An 11,587-nucleotide genomic window follows, 5' to 3' on the forward strand; every position below is an offset into this window, starting at 1 on the left:
TCCTTGTCCTTCTTCTTCTTGTCACCGGCGAGGAGGGTTTCTTCCTCCTTCTCTTCCTTGTCCTTCTTCTTCTTGTCACCGGCGAGGAGGGTCTCTTCTTCCTTCTCCTCCTTGTCCTTGTCCTTCTTCTTGTGGTCGCCGCCGGAGATGGTGGCGGTGGTGTCGATGGCAGGGGCGGCGGTGGCGATCGGGAGGGCGAGGGCGGCGGCGGCGGCGGCGAGGATGATGACGGTGGCTTTCATTTTTTTAATGGGATGTGTCGGTTTGGTTCGTTTGCTTTCGATGGGGTTTCTCGCCGTGGCAGGTGACGGTGGTTTGGGATGGGACCGGTGACCGCTGAGACCTGCGGGGAGGTCATCACGGAAGCAGAGGATGGCGGGAGGGCCACGGAATGTGCGCGAGCGGCGAATGGAGGGGGGTGAGCGGTTGGGAATGGGGGGTGGGTGATGAAATTGGGGGGATTGAGAGATTGGAGATTGAGGGGGTGGGTAGTTTCGGGCTGGTGGAGTTTTTCAACCGCAGATGGACACGGATGGACGCAGATGAAGAGGGGATGGGTGGATGATGGAAGGAGGGTGATGGGTGATGAAGGGAGGTGGATGGGCTTGGGGTGTGGTGGTGGGATGGGGGATTGGCGGAGCGGAGCGCTGGCTTTGGCCGGCGAGTGTGTGGTCTTTGCGTTTGCTTTTGTGATGGAGGGCGGAGTGCCGACGGAAGTCGGCAGGTAGTCTGTGGCAGCTTTGTTAGAGGGCTCGGGCGGAATGAATTCCGCGTTCCCAGTGGGGGCTGTGGGTGGGCTCGGGCCGGTCTAATGACCGGCGCTCCCAGGTGGGTGGGGTGGGCTTGCCGTTCGTGGTGGTGTGGGGGTGGGTCGGTGTCGCTTTTCGACCGCTCGCGGGGGTGGGGTGGCCGTTGGTGGCTTCTCCATGGACAGGCGGGGGGCGGGGGCTATGCTGGGGCGAAAATGCAGAGCGACCGCAGGGCGGAAGAGGGTGATGACGATGCCTGGATGTCTCCAAACGAGGGGGCGGGGCAGGACGCGGCTGCGATGGGGGGCTCGAGCGCGAGCGGCAACACGGGCTCCGGCGCGGGGGGGACGGGGTGGATGGAGAGGCGGGCCTATTGGCGCTTCCAGCTCTTCGCGTGGGGCTTCCTGGGGGGGTATCTTTTGATCGTGAATCTCTTCTTCGCGAAGTGGAAGCCGATCATGGTGGAGGTGGGGAAGATCGCGCTCTTCATGATCGCGTCGCATGCGATCGCGCGGCTGGCGAGGTCGAAGGATTGGTTCCGCCTGGAGCGCAGCGGGCTTTTCGCGCGGGGGCTGCCTGCGTGCCTGGCGGGCGGGCTGGTGATCACGGCGATCTGCCATCCGCTGACGAAGGATTGGTCGGGGAAGCCGCTGGGGGTGCAGGCGCATTGGTTCATGATGGACTATGTGAGGAATGCGGCGATCCTGATGATGTGGGGGAGTTTTTTCGTCACCTTTTGCTTCCGGGAGATAAGTCATCGGGCTGAGATCGACCGGGTGCGGCTGCTGGCATCGTCAAAGGAGATGCAGCTCTCGACGCTGCGGAACCAACTGAACCCGCACTTCCTTTTCAATAGCTTCAACCTGCTGCGGTCGCTGGTGCAGAAGGATCCGAATGCGGCGCGGGACGCGATAACGCACCTGGCGGAGATGATGCGGCACTCGCTCTCCACGGTGAGCCGGAATACGATCCCGCTGGCGAGGGAGCTGGAATTTGTGGAGTCATACGTGGCGCTGGAGCGGCTGCGGCATGAGGAGCGGCTGAGGATCTCGGCGGATGTGCCGGGGGAGCTGCTGAGCCGCAGGATACCCTCCATGCTGCTGTACACGCTGGTGGAGAATGCGGTGAAGTACGGGCTGGACCAGAGCCGGACGGGGGCGGACGTGTGCTACCGGGTGTGGCTGGAGTCGGGGCGGCTGTGGCTGCGGGTGATCAATGGCGGGAGCCTGGGGGGCTCGGGCACGGGGGCGGTGGCGAGCGCGGGGACGGGGCTGGCGAATGTGCGGCAGCGGCTGGAGCTGCTGTACGGGAATGAGGCGTCGGTGGAGATCTTCGAGCTGGATCAGCAGGTGGTGGCGCAGGCGCACTGGCCGGCGGTGGAGCACGGGGAGGGTGAGATTGGAGTTAATGTTAGACCAAATGTGGAGGCAGGGGTATGATGGTGATGAATGCGATGATCGTGGATGACGAGCGGCATGCGCGGGAGGAGCTGGCGCGGCTGCTGGGGGGATTTCCCGAGATACGGATCGTGGGGGAGGCGGCGAATGCGGTGGAGGCGCGGGAGAGGATCCAGGCGCTGGGGCAGGGGCTGGACCTGGTTTTCCTGGATGTGCAGATGCCGGAGGAGACGGGATTCGAGCTGCTGGATTCGCTGGGGGGCGAGGCGCCGCGGGTGATTTTCACGACGGCGTATGATGTGTATGCTCTGCGGGCATTCGAATTCGGCGCGGTGGACTACCTGCTGAAGCCGATCGCGCCGAAGCGGCTGGAGCTGGCGCTGCGGCGGGTGATGGAGCAGGGGAGCGAGGCGGGTGGCGAGGGCGCGGATGCCGGGGAGAGCGGGCTGGATGCGCCATCGCGGCCGCTGGGGCTGCAGGACCGGGTGCTGCTGCGGAGCACGGAGCGGATCGCGTACATCACGGTGGGGAGCATCATCGGGGCGGAGTCGCTGGGGGCGTACTCGAAGGTGTGGCTGGAGGATGGCACGCCGGTGATACGGCGCTCGCTCTCGGTGCTGGAGTCGCGGCTGCCGGGGGAGTATTTTTTCCGGGCGAACCGGTCTCAGATCATCAATCTGCAGCATGTGCAGGCGGTGGAGCCGTGGTTCAGCGGGGGTCTGAAGCTGACGCTGAAGGGCGGGGCGACGGTGGAGCTGTCGCGGCGGCAGGCGAAGGTCTTCCGGGAGAGGAATTCGTTGTGATGGCTACTATGAGGGTAGTAGGTGGGGTGGGTTTTTTGGGCCGGGATGGATGGGATGGATAAGATGAAGAGGTCGGGTGCTGGTGGGTTTTTCAACCGCAGATGGACGGGATGGACGCAGATGAAGAAGGGATGGGAATTGGGGTTGTTGTTGATCGGGTGGGGTGAGGTTTTTTGGGACCAAGATGGATGGGATGGGGAGGTAGGGTGCTGGGGGTGAGGGGATGGAATTTTTCGACCACTGATGGACACGGGTGGGCACAGGCGAAGAGGGGTGGGGTGGTGGAAATTACTAGGAAGGTAGTAGTAGGATGGGGTTGATGGAAAGGGCTGGGAGCGCCGGTCATCAGGCCGGCTCGAAGCTGCTATGGTTGTGGATGGATGACCCCTTGCGGACTCGGGGAGGCTCGCCCGCTTTTGTTGGGTGGGTGGTGCGCTGATGGGGGAAGGGGCGGTGCAAGGTGGGCAGCAGGGGCGGGGCTTCACCCGGGGGCACTTTGTTTCCTGCGGCAGCGACAACTGCTTCGGGCCGGTCTGATGACCGGCGCTCCCAGGAGAGGCGCTCTTATTGCTGGCCTTTTGTTGGTCTTGGGTCTTTCGATTTTGCGTTGCTTCGATGCTGGATGTCCCGATTGATCATCATTTCTTCATCTGTGTGCGTCAGTATTGATCTGTGGTTGATGAATGCAGCGGCAGGGGTGGCTCGGGCGGAATGAATTCCGCGTTCCCAGTGTGTGGGTGTGGCTCGTATTCCGCTATCGCGTAGTGGGTGGCATTCATGTGGACGGGGGGGCTGGGAGAGGTTATGAGGTCTATCCCCCGGGGGGCGATGAGCGGCCATCATGGGGGGCGCTGTCTCATGAGGGTTTTCACGGTGATGCTACTAGGAGTGAATCTGGCCACGGTGGTGTGGCTGGTGGCGGGGGCGAATGCACAGGTGCCGCCGTGGGAGTCGGCCTTCGAGGAGACGCGGGAGGTGCTGGATGCGCCGTGGGGAAAGACGGAGGACCTGCAGACGGTGATGGGCCTGGTGCGCGCACGGATGGATGTGGCGGAGGCGTGGACGCGGACGGCGATGACGGAATTCCGCAGGTCCGAGGGGCCGATGCTGGTGCTGACGCTGGCGAATATCGCGGGGCTGACGCTGCTGGCGATCTCGCAGTGGCGGAGGGATCGGCGGGGAAGATACGATGACGAGGGGCTGGATCGATTTGCGGATGATGGGCCGGGAGGCGGTGGGTCGGGTCCGGTTTTGTGAGGGGGGCTTTCGATTTCGGATTTCAGATTTGGGATTTCGGATTTTGGATTTGAGATTTCAGAGCCTCTGACCCCTGACCCCTGACCCCTGACCCCTGACCCCTGACCCCTGACCCCTGACCCCTGACCCCTGACCCCTGATATCCGAATTCTGATCTCTGATTTCCGATCTCCGGCCTCCGGCACGGGTCGTGCGTGGTGGGTGGGATGAATGCGATACGACGTGTGGCGCATGATGAGGTGGATGGGGATCGTGCGCGGCCGGGGGAGGTGATCTTGCTGCAGGGGCGGGATGTGCGGGCGAGGTCGGCGTGGATCTTGATCGCGGCGATGCTGACGGCGGCATTGATCTGTGTGGTGGCGGTGGTGGTGCGTGGGGTGCAGGATCGTCAGGGCGAGGGCGATCCGCGACCGCTGGACGTGCTGCCGGTGCCGGCACCGCTGACGCCGATCGAGACGCCGGTGCCGGGTGAGCCGGTGACGCCGTTGCCACGGTGATGCTTGGCGGTGGTGCGGTGCCACGGTGATGTGGCGTTGGTGCTTGGGGGCGGTGTTTGTCTGGTGGGGGAGGTGTGTGGGGGGATGGGGTTTGAGATGTTCCTTTTTTGAGGGTGGGCAATCTGCGCGGTGAGGGTGCAGATATCAATGGGTGTTGTGATTCTTTGGAGGGGAAATGGGTGGTGACGAGGATGGATAGATGGGTTTTGAGTGGTTGGTTTTTTGGATTGGCGGAGCGGAGCGCTGGCTTTAGCCGGCGAGTGTTTGCCTTTGGTTCGTGGGGGCTACGTGCCGACTAAAGTCAGCACTCCGCCTGCGGCAGCTTTGTTAGAGAGCTCGGGCGGAATGAATTCCGCGTTCCCGGTGGGGGAGTGTGAGTGTGAAGCGGAGTTTTCTGGTGGGTTCGGCGGTCTGTCGAAACGGGCCGGTGGCCCGTGCTCCCAGGGGGGGCGTGCTGGTGAGGCGGGCCGGTCTTGATGACCGGCGCTCCCGGGGGGGATGGGGGGCTTGTCAGGGGGTGGGCGGGGTTGGTAGAGGATGGGGAGATGATGATGAATAAGGAGCGCGGGGATGATGAGGGGCGGGTGAAGGGGATTGGGATGGTGAATGCGAATCCGTATGCGCCGCCATCGGGTGGGGTGCAGGGTTTGGGGGCGAGCGTGATGCCGGCGGAGGATGAGTCGCGGGATCGGATGCTGCAGTGGACGGGTGCGCTTTGCTGGGGCTGCTGATCATGCTGGGCGTGGGGCGCGCGATCCTGAGGGCGGGTGTGGGGCTGGAGTTGGCGGGGCTTTTATTCGGTGCGGCCTTGCTGAGCCTGACGGTGGTGGGCTTCCTCACGCGGGGGCGGAAGCGCTATCTGCTGCTGGCGATTGTTTCGGGGTTCTATCTGGTGTTGATGGCGTCGTTGTGGGTGAGATCGTGGGAGTTCGTCAGGATGAATGGGGTAGGGGTGCTGCCGCGGGTGCTGATGGGCATCGTGCTGGGAATGCTGCCGCACGTGGTGGCGGGGTGGTGCGCGCTGGTGCTTTTTGCGCGGGCGCAGCGGCGGTGGAAGATGCTGGGGCCGGAGGAGCGGAAGGGATCGCGGGGCGGTGCGGGGTTGCGCGGGGAGGCGGCGGCGCGGGTGATCCGGGAGCGGGCGATGGAGCGCTTTGGCCTGAAGGAGGCGGATCTGGGGCGGTCGCTGGTGGGGGAGATGAATCTGCCGCCGGGGGAGGTGGGGGGATTCGTGACGGAGATGGATGAGGAATTCGGGATGAAGCTGGAGGAGTCGGTGGATGTGAGGACGGTGAGCGTGGAGGGAATGATGAAGGTGGCGAGGGAGTGGAGCGACTGGTGAGCGGAGGTCGGAAATCGGAAATCGGAAATCGGAAATCGGAAATCGGAAATCGGAAATCGGGCGGACGTGGTGGCGGGGCTGGGTGATCGGGGTTTTCAGGGCCAAAGGCCCGGCGATTCCTCAGCCCGGGCCAGCGGCCCGGGTAACCGGCACCGCCCCATCGGCGGCCTGAAGGGCAGCGATAAGGGGAACGACCGCATCCACCAATACGCCCCTCGGATCATCCACCAAACACCATCGGCCTTCGTCACCGATGAACAACCCAACCCCTATCGCTGCCCTTCAGGCCGCCATCATTCACGCATCCATACCCGGGCCGATGGCCCGGGCTGAGGGATGGCCGGGCCTTTGGCCCTGAGATGGTGGTGGCGGCGATCGTTCTGGCGGGGATGTACGGTGGATGTAGTAGTTGGTGGTGGTTTTGCGGGGGATCTGCGGAGCGGGGCTCTGGCTTTGGTCGGCGAGTGTGTGTCTTAGCTTCGTGGGGGCTTGTGCGGGCTGAAGTCAGCACTCCGCTTGCGGCGGCTTTGTTAGAGGACTCGGGCGGAATGAATTCCGCGTTCCCAGTGGGGGGATTTGGTGGGGTGGGCGCTCTTGGTGGGTTCGTCGGTCTGTCGAAACGGGCCAGTGGCCCGTGCTCCCAGGGGGTGGTGGGGCGGGCTTCCCACGGAGATGCGATGTGGCCTTTTGAGGGACGAGCGGGGCGCGGGGTGAGGCGGGCCGGTCTGATGACCGGCGCTCCCAGGTGGGGGACGCCTTCGGCGGCTCTTCTAACAGGTCAGCCTAACAGGTGGTGGACGGCGCGGGCGAAGGCGGTCTCGGGCGGGCCTTCGGGGGCGGTGTGGCGGGCGCTGCGCTTGGCATTTTCCCAGCCGTGGGGCATGGCGTAGGAGTGGCCGGACCATTGGAACATGGGGATGTCATTCTCGCCGTCGCCGAAGGTGACGGCCTGGCGGGGGGAGATGCCGAGGGAGTCGGCGAGGATCTGGAGGCCCCAGGCCTTGCTGGTGTCGAGGGGCATGAATTCATACATGTAGTCCATGGTCTGGAGGCCCTGGAGGCCCCAGGCGAGGTGGCGGTCGGCGGCGCGGAGGTCGAGGATGCTCTGGTCGTCGGACATCCAGATGACCTTCTGGACCTGCATGCCGGGGAGGTCTGCGGCGGGGATGGGGAGGGGGACGCGGCCGGCGAGGGAGGTGTAGCGGCGGATGAGGTCGTCGGGCTCGGGGAGATCGGTGAAGACTTCGTCGGCGGTGTAGTAGACGGTGGTGTAGGCGGGTGCTCCGTCGGGTCGGCGCGAGGTGTCGGCGGCGTGGATGAGGGTGCGGACGTCGTCTTCGCGGAGGAATTGCTGGGCGACGATGTGGGAGCGGTCGGCGCTGGCGACCTCGGCGCCCTGGGAGGAGACGATCCAGCGGACGGTGGGGAGCTGGAGGGCGAAGGGGGCCATGGAGCGGTAGTGGCGGCCGGAGGCGAGGACGATCTCGACGCCTGCATCGGCGAGGCGCTGGATGGCGGCGTGGTTCTCGGGGCTGATGGTGTGGTCGGGCCCGAGGAGGGTGCCGTCGAGGTCGATGGCGGCGAGGCGGATGGGGGTGTCGGTGTCATGGGTGGCGGTCATGGGGGGAGGGTAGCGGGGCGGGGGCGATGACGGTAGTGCTGATTTTTCATCGTGGTGATAACTTGGGGGAATGAAGGGTGGGGTGATCGGCGATCAATGGAGGACTTGGGCCGGGATGGATGGGATGAAGAGGCAAGGTAGGGTCGTGACGGGTGGATTTTTCAACCGCGGATGGACGCAGATGAAGAGGGGATGGGAATTTGGGTTGTTGGAGGATTGGATAGGGGTAGGTGGTTTTTTGGACCAAGCAGTGGTGTTTTCAGGCAAGGACGAAATCAGGGTTCGCCAGCAGTTTGTTCGGCACGCTGATCATTCTCCGCATCACCGCCACGATCGCCACCTTCGCGGGTTTGCCCGTCGCGATGAGCCGGTCGTAGAATGCCTTCAGCACGGGGTTGGATCGCGCCGCCGAAAGCGCACCCATGTAGAGGACATGGCGCACTTCCTTGCGCCCTCCGCGGATCCGTCGCCTGCCGCAACTGTTGCCGCTGTCCTTGGGATGCGGGACCACGCCCGCGAGGCAGCCCACCGTCTTGTCCGGCAGCGTCCCCAGCTCAGGAAGGAAAGCCAGCAGGGTGTGGGCGACCACCGGCCCCACGCCCTTCAGTTCGCACAGCCGCGCCGCCTTGCCTGCCAGCCGGGCGGATGAGGCCACATGGCTGGCAATGCGGGCGTCGGCCTGGTCGAGCAGGCGTTGGGTCGAGCGCAGCAGCTTGAGCAACATCTGGCGCAGGAATCCTTCGGCGTGCTCGAGGCGGTTGTTGGTGTCGGTGACGAGGTCGACCATCACCCGGCGGGCTTCCATCATCTGGCGCAGGGCGACGGCATCGGGATCGGGTTCCATCATCACCGGGGGCGTGAGGGTGGCTCCGTAGGTGGACAGGAGCCGGGCATCGATGCGGTCGGTCTTGGCAAGCATGCCCGCGGCGAGGGCGAAATAGCGCACCCGCGCCGGCTGGACGACCGAGACCGGCACGCCGCGCCGGAGACACGCGCCGGCGAGGAGCTTCTGATAGCCTGCGGTGGACTCGCAGACGAGATGGGGCGACGCCACGCCGGCGAGCGCGGCGAAGAGATCCTCCAGCCCGCCGGTGGAATTGGCGACCTGCAGGTGGGGCTGTCCGGGGATGTGGACGTCGAGGCGTGCCTTTGACACGTCGATGCCGACATGGGTAGTAATGGTGTGGTGGTTCATGGCTCAATCTTGCGATGCGGGTTCAAAGACCCATTCAGTGGTTCGAGCATTGAACCGGGAGCGGAAGCCGACGGCCATAAGCTAAGCGACGGACTCTGAGGTCCTGGACGGTCCCGGCCTGAAGGCATCCGCTGCGGGCGGGGGAGGCCACCCCCGCCCGCATTCTCCCGGAGCGTTGGCGAAGGAAGCACAAAGGGGTGCTTCCGGCGATCCGCCGCGGGTGACTTCCTCCGACGAGCTTTGTAAGGGCCCATTCTCGGAAGCCACCCGCGGCGGATCAGGGGTTTTTTGGTGGCATTTCTGAACATACAGGATGGATGGGATGAAGAGGCTGGGGCTGGGTGGATTTTTTCAACCGCAGATGGACGGGATGGACGCAGATGAAGAGGGGGTGGGATGATGTGCCGGAGGGTGGGTGGTGGGCTTGATTGGGTCGCTGATGGTGCTACTGTGGATGTAGTAGTTTGACCACAGATGGACACGAATTGACACAGATGAAAAGGCAGGGATGGGCTGTGCGGTTGGGGCTTCTTGGGTTTCTTATCCCATCAATCCTATTCATCCTGGTCCCTTGGCTTTTGTGGGGGTGGATGATTTTCTTGATGATGCTATGAATGGCTTGGAGAGTGCGGCGAATGTGGAGCTGCCGACCGTGGTGACGGTGCTGGCGAAGCTGATCTATAGCATGATGAACCGGCAGATCGAGCGACTGCAGGGACGGGTGGACAAGCTGCAGCGGGGTGCAGGGGTGCGCGTGGAGATTGCTGGGGGAGGATAGGTAGGCCGGGGGCTTGGTGCGGGTTGGAGGGATTTAGAACCGCCAAGACGCGAAGGTCGCGAAGGGGGCTGGTGCTGATTTACCGCGGAGTGTGGGGGAGGGTTTGGAGCCGGCGAGACGTGGAGGAGGCAAAGGGGGTGGTGGGGAGAAGATACTCGCCGGCTGAAGCCAGCGCTCCGCCTGCGGCGGCTTTGTTTCGGGCGGAATGAATTCCGCGTTCCCAGTGTGGGGCTAGGAGGTGGTGCTTTCCGGGAGGGTGAGGCGGAAGTGGATGGTGAGGATGAGCCACCAGGCGATGTGGTAGATGTGGGCGGTGAAGTGGGTGCCGTGCCGGATGATCTGGAGCTCGATGGGGTGGTGGGGCAGGCGCGGTTCGTAGTTCGTGCCGAAGCCTGCGGGGTGGATGATGAAGAGGGAGAGGGTGGCGTCGGTGCTGAGGTAGTCGTATGCGTGGTCAGCAAAGGTGAAGCCGGCTTCGTCATGATTGCGGTAGGAGCGATGCCACGCCCAGAAGAGGAAGGTAAGGACGAGGATGCCCCACCAGAAGGTCTGCCATCGGTGGATGGGGCGGGGGCTTGCCGCTGGGTGCATGGGCTTGGGTTTTGTGAGGTGGGGCGGGCTGGATGGGTTGCTTCGCAGGCCTGTCCTGTATGTTCAGAAATGCCACCAAAAAACCCCTGATCCGCCGCGGGTGGCTTCCGAGAATGGGCCCTTACAAAGCTCGTCGGAGGAAGTCACCCGCGGCGGATCGCCGGAAGCACCCCTTTGTGCTTCCTTCGCCAACGCTCCGGGAGAATGCGGGCGGGGGTGGCCTCCCCCGCCCGCAGCGGATGCCTTCAGGCCGGGATTGTCCAGGACCTCAGAGTCCGTCGCTTAGAGCATTTTAAATAAAGCCATAACCGCAGTGTGAGAACCAGTGCGTGGCGTCCTTCTTCGTCACCCGCGATAGCGCATCGCCGATGGCCACCAGCAACTCGGCGGGTGTCCGGGCTTCCGCCTTGCGCAGCAGCGCCTTCACCTTGCTCCACATCAGCTCGATCGGATTGTAATCCGGCGAGTAGGCGGGCAAAAACCGCACCTTCACCCCGGCGGACTCCAACAGTCCGAGCGCTTCCTTGTCCTTGTGGGAGCCGAGGTTGTCCATCACCAGGATGTCACCGGGGCGAAGCTCCGGCAGCAGGATGTCGCGGATGTAGGTCCGGAAGATCTCCGCGTTGACCGCGCCCTCCACCGTCATGCAGGTGGTGCTGCCGTCCTGGCGCACCGCGCCGATCATGGTGGTGGTCTTCCACCGGCCGCAGGGAGCGGCGGCATGCAGGCGCTTGCCGCGCGGCGAGCGTCCGCGCAGGCGGGTCATGTTTGTTTTCGCCGCCGATTCGTCGAGGAAGACGAGGCGCGAGGGTTCGAATCCTTCCCGGATCTTGCGCCAGTTCCTGCGGGCACGGGCGACATCGGGGCGTGATTGCTCGGCGGCCCGGAGCTTCTTTTTTTATATGTGAGGCCCATGTCGGCGAGGACGAGATGGATCGCCTGGATGGTGCAGGAAAGCCCAAGGTGCGCCTTGATCTCTTCCAGGGTGAGGTCCGGGGTCTTGCTGAGGATCTCACGCATCTCGCGGCGATGGGAAGCGAGGATGACGGGCTTGCGACCGCTGCGGTGGTGGAGCGGTTCGATGGTCCCGAGGTGTTGGCGCTGGGCGAGGAGCTTCTTGACCATGCCAAGGGACACCTCGAAGCGCTCGGCGATCTGGGCGCGTGTGGCGCCACCGCGGTCGCAGGCGCTGATGATGCGCTGGCGCAGATCGAGTGAGATCGTGGGCATTCACGACGATGTCAGGAGAGGACTGAAAAGGCTATATAATCATTTAAAATGCTCTAGACGGTGTCGTCACAAGATTTCCGCCCACATAAGCGCACAGCGCAGTTGGACCGCCGCCAAATATGAGGAC

Annotated in this window: 12 protein-coding genes; 6 read left to right on the forward strand and 6 right to left on the reverse strand. The window is 64.1% G+C overall.

Annotated features, from left to right (window positions below):
* Positions 1–242 (reverse strand): hypothetical protein (locus tag OKA04_RS24195; protein ID WP_264503813.1); only part of this gene is annotated, 242 nt, incomplete at its 3' end.
* A gap of 767 nt (positions 243–1,009) precedes the next feature.
* On the opposite strand from OKA04_RS24195, the gene OKA04_RS24200 reads away from it, so the two are divergent.
* From OKA04_RS24200 to OKA04_RS24220, 5 genes are all read left to right on the forward strand, one after another.
* Positions 1,010–2,188, forward strand: coding sequence for a sensor histidine kinase (locus OKA04_RS24200; RefSeq protein ID WP_264503814.1), 1,179 nt, complete (start codon positions 1,010–1,012; stop codon positions 2,186–2,188).
* 5 nt (positions 2,189–2,193) lie between these two features.
* Positions 2,194–2,949: a LytR/AlgR family response regulator transcription factor gene (locus tag OKA04_RS24205; protein WP_264503815.1), complete on the forward strand. Its 756-nt coding sequence runs from the start codon at positions 2,194–2,196 to the stop codon at positions 2,947–2,949.
* Positions 2,950–3,807: 858 nt separating this feature from the next.
* On the forward strand, positions 3,808–4,206 hold the full coding sequence (locus tag OKA04_RS24210; protein ID WP_264503816.1) for a hypothetical protein: 399 nt from the start codon (positions 3,808–3,810) through the stop codon (positions 4,204–4,206).
* Between the two features lie 206 nt (positions 4,207–4,412).
* Positions 4,413–4,703 carry a hypothetical protein gene (locus tag OKA04_RS24215; RefSeq protein ID WP_264503817.1) on the forward strand — a complete coding sequence of 97 codons (291 nt, stop codon included), beginning with the start codon at positions 4,413–4,415 and terminating at the stop codon, positions 4,701–4,703.
* 700 nt (positions 4,704–5,403) lie between these two features.
* The gene (locus tag OKA04_RS24220; RefSeq protein ID WP_264503818.1) at positions 5,404–6,045 is read left to right on the forward strand and encodes a hypothetical protein; all 642 of its coding nucleotides are present in this window, start codon (positions 5,404–5,406) and stop codon (positions 6,043–6,045) included.
* A gap of 778 nt (positions 6,046–6,823) precedes the next feature.
* On the opposite strand, the gene OKA04_RS24225 is transcribed toward OKA04_RS24220, so the two are convergent.
* Together OKA04_RS24225 and OKA04_RS24230 are read right to left on the reverse strand one after the other, a co-directional pair.
* Positions 6,824–7,666, reverse strand: coding sequence for a Cof-type HAD-IIB family hydrolase (locus OKA04_RS24225; protein ID WP_264503819.1), 843 nt, complete (start codon positions 7,664–7,666; stop codon positions 6,824–6,826).
* 259 nt (positions 7,667–7,925) lie between these two features.
* Entirely contained in the window at positions 7,926–8,861 is a 936-nt protein-coding gene (locus tag OKA04_RS24230) for an IS110 family RNA-guided transposase (protein WP_264503820.1), read from the reverse strand.
* A gap of 610 nt (positions 8,862–9,471) precedes the next feature.
* On the opposite strand from OKA04_RS24230, the gene OKA04_RS24235 reads away from it, so the two are divergent.
* A complete protein-coding gene (locus OKA04_RS24235; RefSeq protein WP_264503821.1) occupies positions 9,472–9,639 on the forward strand; it encodes a hypothetical protein in 168 nt (55 codons plus the stop codon).
* A 231-nt stretch (positions 9,640–9,870) separates the two neighbouring features.
* Here the strand turns inward: OKA04_RS24235 and OKA04_RS24240 are convergent, their stop codons facing one another.
* The 3 genes from OKA04_RS24240 to OKA04_RS24805 form a co-directional block, all read right to left on the reverse strand.
* Positions 9,871–10,230 carry a hypothetical protein gene (locus OKA04_RS24240; RefSeq protein WP_264503822.1) on the reverse strand — a complete coding sequence of 120 codons (360 nt, stop codon included), beginning with the start codon at positions 10,228–10,230 and terminating at the stop codon, positions 9,871–9,873.
* Positions 10,231–10,522: 292 nt separating this feature from the next.
* On the reverse strand, positions 10,523–11,059 hold the full coding sequence (locus OKA04_RS24245) for an IS630 family transposase (RefSeq protein ID WP_343226923.1): 537 nt from the start codon (positions 11,057–11,059) through the stop codon (positions 10,523–10,525).
* A complete protein-coding gene (locus OKA04_RS24805; protein ID WP_425503712.1) occupies positions 10,993–11,460 on the reverse strand; it encodes a helix-turn-helix domain-containing protein in 468 nt (155 codons plus the stop codon). The genes OKA04_RS24245 and OKA04_RS24805 overlap by 67 nt, the downstream gene beginning before the upstream one ends.
* Positions 11,461–11,587 lie beyond the last annotated feature (127 nt).

It is taken from the genome of Luteolibacter flavescens, assembly GCF_025950085.1.
Classification (GTDB): Bacteria; Verrucomicrobiota; Verrucomicrobiia; order Verrucomicrobiales; family Akkermansiaceae; genus Haloferula; species Haloferula flavescens.

Excerpts from the sequence above, each read along its gene's own strand:
- OKA04_RS24205 (WP_264503815.1), top strand. The coding sequence starts at position 2,194 with ATGAATGCGATGATCGTGGATGACGAGCGGCATGCGCGGGAGGAGCTG.
- OKA04_RS24805 (WP_425503712.1), bottom strand. The coding sequence starts at position 11,460 with ATGCCCACGATCTCACTCGATCTGCGCCAGCGCATCATCAGCGCCTGC.
- OKA04_RS24240 (WP_264503822.1), bottom strand. The coding sequence starts at position 10,230 with ATGCACCCAGCGGCAAGCCCCCGCCCCATCCACCGATGGCAGACCTTC.
- OKA04_RS24210 (WP_264503816.1), top strand. The coding sequence starts at position 3,808 with ATGAGGGTTTTCACGGTGATGCTACTAGGAGTGAATCTGGCCACGGTG.
- OKA04_RS24225 (WP_264503819.1), bottom strand. The coding sequence starts at position 7,666 with ATGACCGCCACCCATGACACCGACACCCCCATCCGCCTCGCCGCCATC.
- OKA04_RS24200 (WP_264503814.1), top strand. The coding sequence starts at position 1,010 with ATGTCTCCAAACGAGGGGGCGGGGCAGGACGCGGCTGCGATGGGGGGC.
- OKA04_RS24215 (WP_264503817.1), top strand. The coding sequence starts at position 4,413 with ATGAATGCGATACGACGTGTGGCGCATGATGAGGTGGATGGGGATCGT.
- OKA04_RS24235 (WP_264503821.1), top strand. The coding sequence starts at position 9,472 with ATGAATGGCTTGGAGAGTGCGGCGAATGTGGAGCTGCCGACCGTGGTG.
- OKA04_RS24230 (WP_264503820.1), bottom strand. The coding sequence starts at position 8,861 with ATGAACCACCACACCATTACTACCCATGTCGGCATCGACGTGTCAAAG.